This window comes from Brevundimonas diminuta ATCC 11568, from assembly GCF_000204035.1.
In the GTDB taxonomy this organism is placed as follows: Bacteria; Pseudomonadota; Alphaproteobacteria; order Caulobacterales; family Caulobacteraceae; genus Brevundimonas; species Brevundimonas diminuta.
This window is the reverse complement of sequence record NZ_GL883086.1, coordinates 1,265,853-1,279,224: the sequence shown is the minus strand read 5'-3', so window position 1 is coordinate 1,279,224 and position 13,372 is coordinate 1,265,853. Positions and strand designations below refer to the sequence as shown.

General features: G+C 65.8%; 16 protein-coding genes and 1 tRNA gene. 13 read left to right on the top strand and 4 right to left on the bottom strand.

Annotated features, from left to right (window positions below; all coding sequences use genetic code 11):
- Positions 1-1,397, bottom strand: a 1,397-nt coding sequence (locus BDIM_RS10125) for an ABC transporter transmembrane domain-containing protein (RefSeq protein WP_040346823.1), incomplete at its 3' end; no start/stop codon positions are given.
- 241 nt (positions 1,398-1,638) lie between these two features.
- Here BDIM_RS10125 and BDIM_RS10120 point away from each other — a divergent pair.
- The 4 genes from BDIM_RS10120 (at position 1,639) to BDIM_RS10105 (ending at position 5,361) form a co-directional block, all read left to right on the top strand.
- On the top strand, positions 1,639-3,201 hold the full coding sequence (locus BDIM_RS10120) for a cytochrome ubiquinol oxidase subunit I (protein ID WP_040346820.1): 1,563 nt from the start codon (positions 1,639-1,641) through the stop codon (positions 3,199-3,201).
- Between the two features lie 26 nt (positions 3,202-3,227).
- Positions 3,228-4,376: a cytochrome d ubiquinol oxidase subunit II gene (gene cydB, locus BDIM_RS10115; protein WP_003165497.1), complete on the top strand. Its 1,149-nt coding sequence runs from the start codon at positions 3,228-3,230 to the stop codon at positions 4,374-4,376.
- Between the two features lie 22 nt (positions 4,377-4,398).
- A complete protein-coding gene (gene cydX, locus BDIM_RS10110; protein ID WP_003165496.1) occupies positions 4,399-4,518 on the top strand; it encodes a cytochrome bd-I oxidase subunit CydX in 120 nt (39 codons plus the stop codon).
- A gap of 189 nt (positions 4,519-4,707) precedes the next feature.
- Positions 4,708-5,361 carry an OmpW/AlkL family protein gene (locus BDIM_RS10105; protein WP_223851000.1) on the top strand — a complete coding sequence of 218 codons (654 nt, stop codon included), beginning with the start codon at positions 4,708-4,710 and terminating at the stop codon, positions 5,359-5,361.
- 65 nt (positions 5,362-5,426) lie between these two features.
- Here BDIM_RS10105 and BDIM_RS10100 read toward each other — a convergent pair whose 3' ends face one another.
- Together BDIM_RS10100 and BDIM_RS10095 are read right to left on the bottom strand one after the other, a co-directional pair.
- On the bottom strand, positions 5,427-6,167 hold the full coding sequence (locus BDIM_RS10100) for a Crp/Fnr family transcriptional regulator (RefSeq protein WP_003165494.1): 741 nt from the start codon (positions 6,165-6,167) through the stop codon (positions 5,427-5,429).
- A 59-nt stretch (positions 6,168-6,226) separates the two neighbouring features.
- Entirely contained in the window at positions 6,227-6,652 is a 426-nt protein-coding gene (locus BDIM_RS10095; protein WP_081461891.1) for a hypothetical protein, read from the bottom strand.
- Between the two features lie 102 nt (positions 6,653-6,754).
- Between BDIM_RS10095 and BDIM_RS10090 the strand changes: the two genes are divergently transcribed.
- The 6 genes from BDIM_RS10090 to rplA all read left to right on the top strand — a co-directional run bounded on the left by BDIM_RS10090 (position 6,755) and on the right by rplA (position 9,780).
- A complete protein-coding gene (locus BDIM_RS10090) occupies positions 6,755-7,285 on the top strand; it encodes a pyridoxamine 5'-phosphate oxidase family protein (RefSeq protein WP_003165491.1) in 531 nt (176 codons plus the stop codon).
- A 138-nt stretch (positions 7,286-7,423) separates the two neighbouring features.
- Positions 7,424-7,499, top strand: a tRNA-Trp gene (locus BDIM_RS10085).
- Between the two features lie 70 nt (positions 7,500-7,569).
- Positions 7,570-7,869: a preprotein translocase subunit SecE gene (gene secE, locus BDIM_RS10080; RefSeq protein WP_003165490.1), complete on the top strand. Its 300-nt coding sequence runs from the start codon at positions 7,570-7,572 to the stop codon at positions 7,867-7,869.
- Between the two features lie 13 nt (positions 7,870-7,882).
- Entirely contained in the window at positions 7,883-8,458 is a 576-nt protein-coding gene (nusG, locus tag BDIM_RS10075) for a transcription termination/antitermination protein NusG (protein ID WP_003165489.1), read from the top strand.
- 197 nt (positions 8,459-8,655) lie between these two features.
- Entirely contained in the window at positions 8,656-9,087 is a 432-nt protein-coding gene (gene rplK / locus BDIM_RS10070; RefSeq protein WP_003165488.1) for a 50S ribosomal protein L11, read from the top strand.
- A 3-nt stretch (positions 9,088-9,090) separates the two neighbouring features.
- The gene (gene rplA / locus BDIM_RS10065) at positions 9,091-9,780 is read left to right on the top strand and encodes a 50S ribosomal protein L1 (protein ID WP_003165486.1); all 690 of its coding nucleotides are present in this window, start codon (positions 9,091-9,093) and stop codon (positions 9,778-9,780) included.
- Between the two features lie 93 nt (positions 9,781-9,873).
- On the opposite strand, the gene BDIM_RS10060 is transcribed toward rplA, so the two are convergent.
- Entirely contained in the window at positions 9,874-11,037 is a 1,164-nt protein-coding gene (locus tag BDIM_RS10060) for an aspartyl/asparaginyl beta-hydroxylase domain-containing protein (RefSeq protein WP_040345698.1), read from the bottom strand.
- Between the two features lie 190 nt (positions 11,038-11,227).
- Here BDIM_RS10060 and BDIM_RS10055 point away from each other — a divergent pair, with 190 nt between their 5' ends.
- From BDIM_RS10055 to BDIM_RS10045, 3 genes are read left to right on the top strand one after another with little or no spacing between them, the layout of a single operon-like run.
- Positions 11,228-11,884: a DUF47 domain-containing protein gene (locus BDIM_RS10055; protein WP_040345695.1), complete on the top strand. Its 657-nt coding sequence runs from the start codon at positions 11,228-11,230 to the stop codon at positions 11,882-11,884.
- Between the two features lie 6 nt (positions 11,885-11,890).
- On the top strand, positions 11,891-12,892 hold the full coding sequence (locus BDIM_RS10050; protein ID WP_003165482.1) for an inorganic phosphate transporter: 1,002 nt from the start codon (positions 11,891-11,893) through the stop codon (positions 12,890-12,892).
- Positions 12,892-13,338 (top strand): NUDIX hydrolase, encoded by a 447-nt coding sequence (locus BDIM_RS10045; RefSeq protein WP_003165481.1) that lies wholly within the window; start codon positions 12,892-12,894, stop codon positions 13,336-13,338. Before BDIM_RS10050 ends, BDIM_RS10045 begins: the two co-directional genes overlap by 1 nt.
- Positions 13,339-13,372 lie beyond the last annotated feature (34 nt).

Here is a 13,372-nt window from a genome sequence, read left to right as displayed (position 1 = left end):
AGCGCGCCGTCGAGCCCCGCCTTGCGTGCGGCCTGTTCGATCTCTTCGGGCGTAGCCCTGCGCCGGGCCAGGGCGATGTTCTCGGCCAGGGTTCCGCGGATCACGACCGGGGCCTGACCGGCCCAGGCGATCCAGGCGGCCAGGTCGGGATGGTCCGACAGGCGCGCGTCGCCGACTTCGACATCGCCTCCAGACAGGGGCGCCAGGCCCAGGAAGAGGTTCAGCAGGCTGGTCTTGCCCGCCCCGCTGAGGCCGGTCAGGGCCACGATGGAGCCGGGCGCGACCGTCAGATCGAAGCCGCTGATCACCGGCGCGCCGTCATAGGCGATCGCCACGTCTTTGAAACGCACGGCGGGCGCTGCGACGGGCGGGGAGGGGCGGGCGCGGGGCGCCTCGTCGGCCTGGTCCAGGCGTCTGAGGCTGGGGGCGGCGGACTCGGCGGCCTGACGGTCGTGATAGGCGGCGGCGAGACGGCGCATGGGCTGATAGACCTCGGGCGCCAGGGCCAGGACGAAGAAGGCCTGCGTCAGGCTCAGTTCGTCCGGCGCTGGGAAGGGCAGCAGCTTCAGCAGGTTGAAGCCGCAGTAGACGGCGACCAGGGCCACAGCCAGGGCCGAGAAGAACTCCAGCACCGCCGAGGACAGGAAGGCGACCTTCAACACCTTGCCGGTGCGGCGGGCCAGATCGTCCGAGGCGCGGGCGATGACGCGGGTCTGTTGGGCTTCGGCCTGGAAGGACAGGATGGCGGGCAGGGCGCGCACCCGGTCCAGGAACAGGCCCGACAGCCGTTCCAGCGCCTGGAACTGACGGCGGCTCTCGGCGCCCGCCGCCATGCCGGTCAGGGCCATGCCCAGCACGAAGGGCAGCAGGGTGAAGATCAGGATGCCGGCGGTGAAGGGGCTGACGATCCCCGCCGCCAGGATCAGGATCAGGGGCGAGACGGCCGCCGCCGTTCGGGCGGGGGCGAAGCGGGCGACGTGGCCGTCCAGGGCCTCTACGCCCTCGGCGGCGGCGGTCATGGCGGCGGCGTCCGACAGGCGGCCGCTGAGGGCGCCCTTCAACGCACGACGTCGCAGTCCGTTCTTGGCGGCGCGTGCGGCGCGGGTGTTGACGAAGACCGCGCCCTGGTTGAGCGCGGCGCGCGCGATCAGGGCGACAGTCGCCAGAATCAGGCCGGGAACGGCTTCGGCCAGACCCTGCGGCAGGGCGCCGACGGCCAGGGCCAGTCCGGCGGCGAAACCGATGGCGGGGAGAGTGTCGGCGATCACCAGGGCGCCGCCCAGGCTCATCAGGCGACGCCAGGGGGACAGGGCGGATTTCAACCAGGCCGCAGGCGCCGTCGTCTCTGCGATTCGTCGCGAATCCGCCTGTTGAGGGTCGACCGGCTGGGCCGTCATCACGTCTCCTGGTGCGCCATTCTGGGAATAAGGGCCTGATCCGGCTTCATCCACTGCAACCGGCGTCGATCGAGAATGGGGCAAAAAGCCTATGGGTCGAAAGGTCTTTGGGCGAAACGCCCTCTAGTTCAAGTCGCTGTCGCCCACTTTGATCAGGATCAAGGCGCGCCAAACGGCGCGGCTTTAGGTTATAGTAGAACGCCGGTCGATGGGGGCTGGCGGTCAGGAGCCTGAACCCATGATCGACCTGGCGGTCGTAGACCTGTCACGCCTTCAGTTCGCACTGACGGCGCTATACCACTTTCTATTCGTGCCCCTCACATTGGGCCTCTCCTTCATGCTGGTCATCATGGAGAGCATCTATGTGATGACCCGCAGGCCCATCTGGCGGACGATCACCCGCTTCTGGGCCACGCTGTTCGGCATTAACTTCGTGCTGGGCGTCGCCACCGGCATCACCATGGAGTTCCAGTTCGGCATGAACTGGAGCTACTACTCGCACTACGTCGGGGACATCTTCGGGGCGCCGCTGGCGATCGAGGGCTTGATGGCCTTCTTCCTGGAAGCGACCTTCGTGGGCCTCATGTTCTTCGGCTGGGACAAGCTGAAGCCGGTGACTCACCTGTTCGTCACCTTCCTGACGGCGCTGGGCACCAACCTGTCGGCCCTGTGGATCCTGATCGCGAACGGCTGGATGCAGAACCCGGTCGGCGCGGCCTTCAATCCGGACACCATGCGTATGGAGGTCACGGACTTCATGGCCGTGCTGTTCAACCCGGTGGCCCAGGCCAAGTTCGTCCATACCGTTTCGGCCGGTTATGTCTGCGCCTCGGTCTTCGTGCTGGGCGTGTCGGCCTTCTATCTGCTGAAGGGCAAGCACAAGGGCTTCGCCAAGCGGTCGATGACGGTGGCCGCAGCCTTCGGTCTGGCCTCGTCGCTGTCGGTCGTGGTTCTGGGCGATGAGTCGGGCTACGCCCTGACCGACAACCAGAAGATGAAGCTCGCCGCTCTGGAGGCTATGTGGCACACCGAAGAGGCCCCGGCGGGCCTGACGGCCATCGGCTTCCCCAGCCTGGAAGACCGCAAAACGCACTATGAGGTGAAGATTCCCTATGTTCTGGGTCTGATCGCCACGCGCAGCGTCGACAAGCCCGTCGAAGGCATTCTGAACCTGGTGGCCATAGCCGAGGACCGCATCGAGCGCGGCGTCGTGGCCTATGACGCCCTGGAGAAGATCAAGGCTGATCCGACCGACATGGCTGCGCGCGGCCAGTTCGAGACGGTCCGCAACGACCTGGGCTACGGCCTCCTGCTCAGACGCTATGTCGAGGATCCGCGTCTGGCCACGCCCGAACAGATCCAACTGGCGGCCTGGAGCACGGTGCCGAACGTGCCGGTGATGTTCTGGACCTTCCGCGTCATGGCGGGGATCGGTTTCCTGATGATCGGCCTGTTCGCCACGGCCTTCATTCTGTGCACCCTGCGCAAGCATGAAACCCGGTGGTTCCTGCGTCTGGCCGTTCTGGCCATTCCGCTGCCGTGGATCGCGATCGAGTTCGGCTGGATTCTGGCCGAGGTCGGCCGCCAGCCCTGGGCCGTGGAAGGCGTCCTGCCGACCTTCCTGGGCGCATCCAGCCTGACGGTGACGCAGTTGTGGACGACGATCATCGGCTTCACCGTGCTTTACGGCGCCCTGGCCGTGATTGAAGTGGGCCTGATCCTCAAGGCCATCAAGAAGGGCCCCTTCCACGAACAGGAAGCCCAGGACGAGTCGGCGGCAGACGCCGAACCGGCCGTGGCCTGACGCTTCAGATCAAGGATAAATCGAAGATGGAACTTCCTCTCGACTTCGCCACGCTTCGCCTGATCTGGTGGGGACTGGTCGGCATTCTGCTGATCGCCTTCGCCCTGACGGACGGATTCGACCTGGGCGTCGGCGCCCTTCTGCCCTTCGTCGCCAAGACGGACGAAGAGCGCCGCATGGTGATCAACACCGTCGGCGCCACCTGGGAAGGCAACCAGGTGTGGTTCATCCTGGGCGGCGGTGCGATCTTCGCCGCCTGGCCCTTCGTCTACGCCGTCAGCTTCTCCGGCTTCTATCTGGCGATGTTCCTGGTGCTGTCGGCGCTCATACTGCGTCCGGTCGCGTTCAAGTATCGCTCCAAGCGGCCCGAAGCGAAGTGGCGCTCGATGTGGGACTGGGCGCTGTTCATCGGCGGCTTTGTGCCGGCGCTGGTGTTCGGCGTGGCCATGGGCAACGTCCTGCTGGGCGCGCCCTTCCGCCTGACCAGCGAACTGCGCGCCTTCTATGACGGTTCGCTGCTGGGCCTGTTCACGCCGTTCACTCTGATCGCGGGTCTGCTGTCCGTGGCCATGTTGGTGTTGCACGGCGCCGCCTGGCTGGGGCTGAAGGCCGAACGGGGGCCCGTGGCCGACCGCGCACGCATGATCGGCACCGTCGCCGGCGTGCTGAGCATCGCCCTGTTTGCGATCGGCGGCCTGATGGTGGCCTATGGCGACATGGGCTTCCGCATCACCGGAGCCCTGGACGTCAACGGCCCGTCGAACCCGCTGCGCACCACGGTCGAGGCGGTCTCAGGCGCCTGGATGGACAACTACGGACGCTATCCGTGGATGATGATCGCTCCGGCGCTCGGTTTCCTCGGCGCGGCGGCGGCGGTCCTGGGCCTGTGGCGCCGCAGCGAGCCCCTGGCCTTCGGCGGTTCGTCGCTGTCGGCGGTGGGCATCATCTCGACCGTCGGCCTGTCGATGTTCCCCTTCATCCTGCCCAGCACGGTCGACCCGCAGTCCAGCCTGACGGTGTGGAACGCATCGTCCAGCCACTTGACGCTGTTCATCATGCTGCTGGTGACGCTGATCTTCCTGCCGCTGATCCTTCTCTACACGGCCTGGGTCTACAAGGTGCTGTGGGGTCGTTCCACGACCCAGGCGCTGCGCAGCAACCCCGACCTCTACTGATCCCGCGAAAGGAGATCATTCCATGTGGTATTTCGCCTGGATCCTGGGCTTGGGCCTTGCGGTGCTCTTCGGGGTGCTGAACGGCCTGTGGCATGAGTTCCAACTGTCGGACGCCGGAGACGAGGGCCATTCAGAGCCCTGACGCTTCGGCCGCTGATGCCGACTGAAAGATCCCCTTCGGCGCTTGTCGGAGGGGATTTTTCTTGGCCGAAACCGAAGAAATATCCATGGCTTGCGATGGATCAAGGCTGTGCGGCGGTTGCAGGCGCATGATCGGCAAGACATCGAAGCCGGGCGTTTTTCGATCCGGCGAATGTCGGGGATTAAACTAATGAAAACCGCCGCCGCATTGATCGCCTCCGTCAGCCTGCTGGCCGTCGCCGGAGCCGCCTCGGCCCAGAACGCCGCGCCTGAACAGGTAGGCAAGGGCTCGTTGATCGTCACGGCCCGCATGACGGGCGTCCTGCCGCAGGCCGATGACGCCATCGTCACCGCCGCTGGGGCCGACAGCGGCCTGAAGGTCGATGTCGGCGACGACTGGATGCCGACGCTGGGCTTCACCTATTTCGTCGCCGACCACTGGGCCGTCGAGGCCATCCTGGGCGCGACTCAGCACGAAGTCCGGGCCAAGGGCGGCGCGACCGACGTGGCCGTGCATGAGACCTGGGTGCTGCCGCCGGTGGTGACGCTGCAATACCGTCCGACGCCGAACGCGACGGTCAGCCCCTATGTCGGGGCGGGCGTGAGCTACATGGCCTTCTTCAGCGGCAAGGATAAGAACGGCTTCGAGGTCGATCTGGACGACGGCTTCGGCGTCGCGCTTCAGGCTGGGGCGGACTGGAACCTCTCCGGCCCGTGGACGCTGAACCTGGACGCCAAGAAGGTGTGGTTCGACACGGACGCCAAGATCAACGGCGGCGCGCTGAAGAGCAGCGTCAGCCTGGATCCCTGGGTCGTGTCGGTGGGCGTCGGCCGCAAGTTCTAAAGCCGATGCAGGGAGGGGCGCGGAACGTCAGGCCGCGTCCCCTTCACCTTTTTTCTGAAATGAGATCAGGCGGCGCCTTCGCCCAGGGCCTTCAGCGCGGCCGGATCGGGCAGGGCGACGTCATTGCCCGGCAGCAGCTGGATCAGGCCCGAGGTCTTGAACTGGGTGAAGACCCGGCTGACCGTCTCGATCGTCAGGCCCAGATAGTCGGCGATGTCCAGCCGCGTCATCGGCAGGTGGACGTGGCCCACGGCGCCGCCCAGCTGCACCTGTCGCTCGGACAGGCGGGTCAGGAAGCTGGCCAGCCGCTCGCGCGCCGTCTTGCGGCCCAGCAGGACGATTTGCTCCTGCGCGGCCATCAGTTCGTCCCCGGCCAGGGCCACCAGGCGGTGCTCCAGCGCTGGCAGGGCGTTCAGCAGTTGATCGAAGTCGCCGCGCCGGAAGCGGCAGGCGTTCAGCGGCGTCAAAGCCTCGGCCGTGAAACTGGACGGACCGCGTCCGCCCAGGCCCAGGAAGTCGCCCTGGAACAGGAAGCCGGTGATCTGGCGTCGTCCGTCGGGCAGCAGGCGATACAGCTTCACCGCGCCGTCTACGACGTTGAAGACATAGGGGTTCGGGTCGCCCTCGTGGAACAGGGCCTGGCCGGGCTGGGCGGCGACGCTTTCGCTGGCGCAGGCCATGCTCTGCAATTCATGGCCCTTCAGGTCCGCGCAGACGCCCAGCGGGCGGGCGCCGCAGGTGGAGCACGGATGGACGTCTTCCAGACGCACCTCTTCGATTTCGGCTTGGGCCGCAGCGGTGTTCACGAACGTCGTCTCCCGGATAGCGCGGCAGTCTAGGCGATAAGCGGCCGATTCCGAATAGGTCAGCCTGTCCTAGCCGTCAGTTCGGCGGCGCAGTCCGGTGCGGCGGCTTCCTCCGCGTAGCGTAGCCGAGCGCCCAACTGACAGGCCAGGGCGGTCAGTTCGACGGCCAGGCTCTGCCGCACCAGGGGCCGCACCCCCATTTCGCGCACCACGAAGGGACCGGCCCACAGGGTCTCGCCGTACTCCAGATCGGGCTGGCGCCACCAACTGACGAAGCCCAGCACCCCGCCGCGCTGATTGCGGGCGCTGAGGATGCCCCGGCTTTCCGGTGCGGCGCGCCAGGCGGACAGGAAGGAGTTCCACTGCGCCGGCTCCAGATTGGGCCGCCACAACCGCGCCAGGGCGAAGGCGGCCGGCGCCTCGGCTTCGCTGAGGGGGGCCACCTCCAGGCGAGGCGCATCGGACGCGAAGCGGGACTCTGTCATAGGGGCATTGGAACCGAAGCGGCGTCCAGTCGCCTTGATCTGCGTCAAGGCTGCGTCGAAGCTGTTCAGCCAATCTGCCTCGTCATCTTCTGGAGAAACGCCATGAGCTCGACCTCGCGCATCACCCCGATCCACGGCGGCGCGGTGGCCGCCATCCTCAAGCTGCTGGACAGCCAGAAGCTGATGACCCTGGCTGTGAACCGGGCCGACGGACGGCCGCAGGCGGCGACGCTGGGCTATCTGAATGATGGACTGAACCTCTATTTCGTCACCGCTCGCGACAGCGAGAAGCTGAAGAACATGACCGCCGACCCGCGCGTCGGCGTGGCCGTGCGCGGCGTGGGCGAGGAAGGGGAGGCGGTCGGCGTCTCCATCGACGGCCGCGCCGAGGAGGTTACGGACGGCGACGAGGTGAAGCGGCTGAACGACCTGATCATCGCCCGCTCGCCTGACCTCAGCCCCTGGGCGCCCGGCGGCGACGCCGTGGCGGTGGTCAAGGTGATTCCCGAAGAGATCGAGGCGGTGGCGGTGGTTGAAGGCCGCAGCCGGGCCCAGACCTTTTCGATCGGCGATTCCGACGCCCTGGTGAAAGGGCTGAGCTATGAGCCCAGCGCCGTGGCGCGTCTGTTCTGAGGAAAATCCGCGACTTCGCGCGTCTGCGGCGCAGATGGCCCTTGAAATGACCGTGGGGCTCGGGCATACGCCCCCCTCTGGCGAGGGTCGCGCCGCTGGGTGGTTATCCACGGCGCGCTGATCTTTGTCCGGGACACTAGGAGTGTAGCTCAGCTGGTAGAGCATCGGTCTCCAAAACCGAGGGCCGGGGGTTCGAGTCCCTCCACTCCTGCCATTCCCCCTGTTGTGATCGCCTGGGACTTCCCATGTGGAGCAGCAGGATCCAGAGGTTGAAGAGACGTCAAATGGCCAAGGCGAAGACCCCGGGCGGCCGCCGCACCACGGGGACCAAGACCGCAGCAGCCGCGCAAGGCGCAGCGACCGTGGCCGTCGACGCGCCCGCGCCGAAGAAGAAGACGTCCATTCCGCAGTTCATCAGCGAAGTTCGCGCTGAAGCCCGCAAGATCGTGTGGCCCAGCCGCAAGGAGACCTGGATCACCTCGGTGATGGTCTTCATCATGGTGCTGATCGCGGCCGCCTTCTTCTGGATCGTCGACACGGGTCTCGGCTTCGCGTCCCGCATCATCCTCAGCCTTGGCCAATAAAGGAGACGCGCACATGACCGATGCAGCGCCCAAGCCGGCGGCCAACCCCCGCCACAAGTGGTACATCGTCCACGCCTATTCGAACTTCGAGAAGAAGGTCGCCGAGCAACTGCGCGACCAGGCCAAGCAACAGGGCCTGGAAGACGCCTTCTCTGAAATCCTGGTTCCGACCGAGGACGTCATCGAGATCCGCCGCGGCAAGAAGGTCAACGCCGAGCGCAAATTCTTCCCCGGCTATGTGCTGGTGAAGATGGAGATGACCGACGAGGCCTACCACCTGGTCAAGAACACGCCGAAGGTCACGGGCTTCCTGGGCGCCGCGGGCGGCACCAAGCCCCTGCCGGTCTCGGAGCGTGAAGTTCAGAACATCATCGGCCAGGTGGAAGAGGGCGTCGAGCGTCCGAAGCCCACCATCCGCTTCGACATCGGCGAGAACGTTAAGGTCATCGACGGCCCGTTCGCCAGCTTCGACGGTCAGGTCGAAAGCGTCGACGAAGAGAACGCCCGCCTGCGCGTGGCCGTCTCGATCTTCGGCCGCCCGACCCCGGTCGAGCTGGAGTACAATCAGGTGGAGAAGGTCAGCGCCTGATCGGCTGCTGACGCCACGCAGAGATCGGGACCGTCTTCGGGCGGTCCCGTTTGCGTTTTCAGGGTCTGCCTGCTAAACGCGCGCCTTCGCTGGACGGCCTTCGAGTCGCCCGGCGTCAAATCCGTGGAAGGCAGCCATGCCGCACCACGGCTCACCGGCCGGGCGCATCGTCGCCGGGTCATTCATAGGAGAGACCAATGGCCAAGAAGATTCTCGGCTATATCAAGCTGCAAGTGCCGGCCGGTTCGGCCACGCCTTCGCCCCCGATCGGCCCGGCTCTGGGTCAGCGCGGCGTGAACATCATGGGCTTCTGCAAGGAGTTCAACGCGCGGACCGAGAAGGAAGCCAAGGGCACCCCGCTTCCGACCGTCATCACCGTCTATCAGGACAAGTCGTTCACCTTCATCACCAAGACGCCGCCGGCGACCTGGTATCTGAAGCAAGCCGCTGGCATCAAGTCGGGCGCCAAGCTCGTCGGCCGCGAGTTCGCCGGCAAGATCACGCAGACGCAACTGCGCGAAATCGCCGAGAAGAAGATGAAAGACCTGAACGCGAACGACCTGGACGCCGCGTCGCGCATCATCGAGGGCTCGGCCCGCGCCATCGGCATTCAAGTGGTGGAGGGCTAAGACATGGCTAAGCTGACCAAAGCCCATAAGGCCCGCACGGGCGTCACCGAAGACCTGCTGGCCTTCTCGGACGCCATCAAGCTGGTGAAAGACAACGCCAAGGCCAAGTTCGACGAGTCGATCGAAATCGCCATCAACCTGGGCGTCGACCCGCGTCACGCCGACCAACAGGTCCGCGGCGTGGTGAACCTGCCCTCGGGCACCGGCCGTGACGTCCGCGTCGCCGTCTTCGCCAAGGACGCCAAGGCTGATGAAGCCAAGGCGGCCGGCGCCGAGCACGTCGGCGCTGAAGACCTGTACGAGAAGATCGCCGGCGGCTTCATGGACTTCGACCGCGTGATCGCGTCGCCGGACATGATGGCCCTGGTCGGTCGTCTGGGTAAGGTGCTGGGCCCGCGCGGCCTGATGCCGAACCCGAAGGTCGGCACCGTGACCCCGAACGTCGCTCAGGCCGTCAAGGACGCCAAGGGCGGCGCCGTCGAGTTCCGCGTCGAGAAGGCGGGCATCGTCCACGCCGGCATCGGCAAGGCCTCCTTCACCCAGGACGCCCTGGAAGCCAACGTCAAGGCCATCGTGGACGCCCTCGTCCGCGCCAAGCCGTCGGGCGCCAAGGGCACCTATGTGAAGCGCATCGCCCTGTCCTCGACGATGGGCCCGGGCTTCAAGATCGACCCGGCTTCGCTGGGCGCCTGATCCGGCTTCACGGCTAAGAATGACGACGGCCCCGGAAGAGCGATCTTCCGGGGCCGTTTTCTGTTGGGCGGGCTTGAGAGACCAGTCGGGGATTCAGCCTCCCGTGAACTCTCGCTGCGCCTTCATCATCTCGGTGATCAGCCGTTTCTCGCCGTCGTCGAGGTAGGGGTTCCAGACATCGAAGATCAGGATGACGCGCATGGCGTCAGCCTCATTCCACGCCTCATGCTCGATGGTGTCGTCAAAGACCCAGGCGCGGCCCATCTCCCATTCGCGCACTGTATTGCCCACGCGGAAGCGCGCCGGTCCCGGCAGGATCAGCGGCAGGTGCGTCAGCAGGCGCACGTTCGACGAGCCGGTATGCGGCGGAATATGCGTCTTGGGCTGAAGCGCCGAGAACATGGCGGTGGGCGCGAAACCGTCCTGATCGGCCATGGGCAGGCTTTCCAGCAAGGCGGCGGTCTGAGGCGCGCGGGCGCAGACTTCATCTTGGCGGCGGCCGTCCTTCCATAGGAAGAGGGAGCTCCATTTGCGCGAGTGGTTCAGTTCGCCCCACTGATTGACCGGCGCGCCCTTGGGATAGGCGATGTAGGGCGAGAACTCGTCGAAGGCGGTTTCGAGCAGGGTCGCCAGCTCGGCCTGGATGACAGGGGTCGCCTCTTCCAACTGCGCCAGCCAGGGAAACAGGGTGCGGTCATAGAAGGGGATGACCGGCAGACGCGGATAGTTGAGCAGGAGCGGCTGTTGCTTGGGCGGCTGTTTCAGACCAGCGTAGATCTCCAGGCCTTCTTCAAAGCGATCCCGACTGGCTTCGCCCAGGTCGGTCTTCAGCGGCGCGATGCGATCTTTCATGAACTCGGCCAGCGCCTTGGCGTGTCGGTCGATCAGGTTGCTGGCGTAGTCCATCTGGCTGACGACGCCGGGCGGGCAGGAGGCGCGCGGCGGGGCGATCTTCAGGGCGTTGCGATAGACTTCGACCGCCGTCTTGGTCTGGTTGATCTTCTCCAGCATGGCGCCCTTGGCCAGCAGCGCCATGAAGTCGTAGGGCCGCATGTCGAGCGCTTCGTCCAGGACGTGCAGGGAGGCGTGGTAGTCCCCCATAAGGCGCAGGGCGACGGCGCGGTTCAGGGTGGCGTTGTGCGTTTTGCCGAACTGATCCGCCTGATCCAGCAACCGCAAGGCGGACTGGGGGTCGCGACGCGCTAGAGCCTGGCCGGCTTCGACAAGCAGGCGCTCCTGCTCCGCAGGGTAGGTCATGACACTTTCAGACGCTATTTGAACACAAAGATGACATTTTCTTCATGCGCCTCGGCTGGAACGGCGTCAATGGCTGGGGGAGAAATCCGAGAATCCGTATGCGGATGACTTGACGAAGAGGCCGGAAGCCGGGACTTGGGGCGCCGGCTCGGTCCTCGGTATGCGCGAGGCGGCCTTGCGGAGACGACCCATGCTCAACTGGTTCCAGGCGCTGTTGCCGAAGGAAGACAACTTCTTCCGGCTGTTCGACGCCCACGCTCAGTCGCTGGTTCATGGCGCGGGCGCCCTGCGTCAGATGATGAACGGCGGACCCGCGACCGGCGAATGGTGCGCCAAGGTGGTCGCCCACGAGGAAGAAGCCGACGAGATCGCGCGCGAGGTGCTGTTCGCCGTGCGTCGCAGCTTCATCACTCCGTTTGACCGTTCGGACATCCGCGGCCTGACCAACTCGCTGGACGACACCATCGACCAGATGCAGAAGGCGGCCAAGATCGTCACCCTGTACGAGATGCGCGATTTCTCGCCCAAGATGCAGGAACTGGCCGACATCGCGGTCGAATGCGCGGCCCTGACGCAGGAGGCCTTCGGCCTGCTGCCGGCCATGCGCAAGAACCATGAGCGGCTGGCGATCCTGACGGAGCAGATCACCAACCTGGAAGCCCGCAGCGACGACCTCTATGACGCGGGCATGAAGGCGCTTTATGAGGCGCACCGTCACGACATGACGGGCGGCAACACCCTGGGTTTCATCATCGGCAGCCAGCTGCTGGATCACCTGGAGAAGGTGATCGATCGCTTCGAGGACGTGGCCAATCGCATCAACGGCGTCTTGGTCGAGCACCTGTAGGGCGCCATGGATCACGCCCTTCTGATCCTGGTCTTCCTGATCGGCGTCGCCCTGCTGTTCGACTTCCTGAACGGCCTGCACGACGCCGCCAACTCGATCGCCACCATCGTCGCCACGCGCGTCCTGCCGCCGATCTATGCGGTGGGGTGGGCGGCCTTCTTCAACTTCATCGCCTTCCTGTTCTTCGGCCTGCAAGTCGCCGACACCATCGGGCGGGGCATCATCTCGCCGGACGTGATCTCGGATCAGGTGATCTTCGGCGCCCTGATGGGGGCCATTAGCTGGAACGTCATCACCTGGCTGGGCGGCATTCCGTCGTCCAGTTCGCACGCTCTGATCGGCGGCCTGCTGGGAGCGGGCATCGCCAAGGCGGGGACCAGCGCCGTGGTCATCGCCGGGGTGCTGAAGACGGTGGGCGCCATCTTCATGTCGCCGGCCATCGGCTTCCTGCTGGCCCTGCTGCTGGTGCTGATCGTGTCCTGGCTGTTCGCCAAGGCCAATCCCAACTTCGCTGACCGGGTCTTCCGGGGTTTGCAGTTCGTGTCAGCCTCGGCCTATTCCCTGGGCCACGGGGGCAATGACGCCCAGAAGACGATGGGGATCATCGCCATCCTGCTTTATTCGCGCGGCATGCTGGGCGGCGAGTTTCACGTGCCGTTCTGGGTGGTCATCACCTGTCAGGCGGCCATCGCCCTGGGCACTCTGTTCGGCGGCTGGAAGATCGTTCACACCATGGGATCGCGCATTACGCGGCTTAGCCCCCAGCAGGGTTTCTGCGCTGAGACGGGCGGGGCCATCACCCTGTTCGCGGCGACCAGCATGGGCATTCCGGTGTCGACCACCCATACCATCACCGGCGCCATCGTCGGCGTGGGCGCGGCCAAGCGCGTTTCGGCCGTACGCTGGAGCGTGGCGCGCAGCATCGTCACCGCCTGGTTCATCACCATGCCGGCCGCCGCGGCCATCGGCGCCCTGTTCTACGTCCTGGGCGGGCTGTTCCTGACCTGATGTCCAGCAAGCCCCGCACCTTGTCTTCGGAAACGCGCCAGATCGCGGCCTTGCCTTGGCGGCATGGCTCGAACGGCGTGGAGATCATGATGATCACCTCGCGCGAGACGCGGCGCTGGGTCATCCCCAAGGGCAACCGCATGGCCGGCAAGACCGACGCCGAGGCCGCCGTGATCGAGGCCTATGAAGAGGCGGGCGTCCAGGGCGATGTCATGGGCGCGCCGATCGGCTGGTTCCGGTACGGCAAGCGGCTGAAGTCCGGGCGGGTCCAGGCCACCATCGCCAGCGTCTATCCGCTGGAGGTCTTCATCCAGCTGGGGGCCTGGCCCGAAGACGCCCAACGCGAGCGCCGCTGGATGTCGACCGAAGACGCCGCCGCAGTGGTGGACGAGGACGAACTGGCCGAACTGATCCGCGACTTCGATCCGGGGCGCGGGACGGAGTAGGGCGCGCGCTTTTAATGGCGAACGGTGTTCGTTA

What these genes read in the sequence shown, in the direction of transcription:
- cydB (WP_003165497.1), top strand. Translation starts at nt 3,228, where the DNA reads ATGGAACTTCCTCTCGACTTCGCCACGCTTCGCCTGATCTGGTGGGGA.
- cydX (WP_003165496.1), top strand. Translation starts at nt 4,399, where the DNA reads ATGTGGTATTTCGCCTGGATCCTGGGCTTGGGCCTTGCGGTGCTCTTC.
- BDIM_RS10105 (WP_223851000.1), top strand. Translation starts at nt 4,708, where the DNA reads ATGAAAACCGCCGCCGCATTGATCGCCTCCGTCAGCCTGCTGGCCGTC.
- BDIM_RS10095 (WP_081461891.1), bottom strand. Translation starts at nt 6,652, where the DNA reads ATGACAGAGTCCCGCTTCGCGTCCGATGCGCCTCGCCTGGAGGTGGCC.
- BDIM_RS10090 (WP_003165491.1), top strand. Translation starts at nt 6,755, where the DNA reads ATGAGCTCGACCTCGCGCATCACCCCGATCCACGGCGGCGCGGTGGCC.
- secE (WP_003165490.1), top strand. Translation starts at nt 7,570, where the DNA reads ATGGCCAAGGCGAAGACCCCGGGCGGCCGCCGCACCACGGGGACCAAG.
- nusG (WP_003165489.1), top strand. Translation starts at nt 7,883, where the DNA reads ATGACCGATGCAGCGCCCAAGCCGGCGGCCAACCCCCGCCACAAGTGG.
- rplK (WP_003165488.1), top strand. Translation starts at nt 8,656, where the DNA reads ATGGCCAAGAAGATTCTCGGCTATATCAAGCTGCAAGTGCCGGCCGGT.
- rplA (WP_003165486.1), top strand. Translation starts at nt 9,091, where the DNA reads ATGGCTAAGCTGACCAAAGCCCATAAGGCCCGCACGGGCGTCACCGAA.
- BDIM_RS10060 (WP_040345698.1), bottom strand. Translation starts at nt 11,037, where the DNA reads ATGACCTACCCTGCGGAGCAGGAGCGCCTGCTTGTCGAAGCCGGCCAG.
- BDIM_RS10055 (WP_040345695.1), top strand. Translation starts at nt 11,228, where the DNA reads ATGCTCAACTGGTTCCAGGCGCTGTTGCCGAAGGAAGACAACTTCTTC.
- BDIM_RS10050 (WP_003165482.1), top strand. Translation starts at nt 11,891, where the DNA reads ATGGATCACGCCCTTCTGATCCTGGTCTTCCTGATCGGCGTCGCCCTG.
- BDIM_RS10045 (WP_003165481.1), top strand. Translation starts at nt 12,892, where the DNA reads ATGTCCAGCAAGCCCCGCACCTTGTCTTCGGAAACGCGCCAGATCGCG.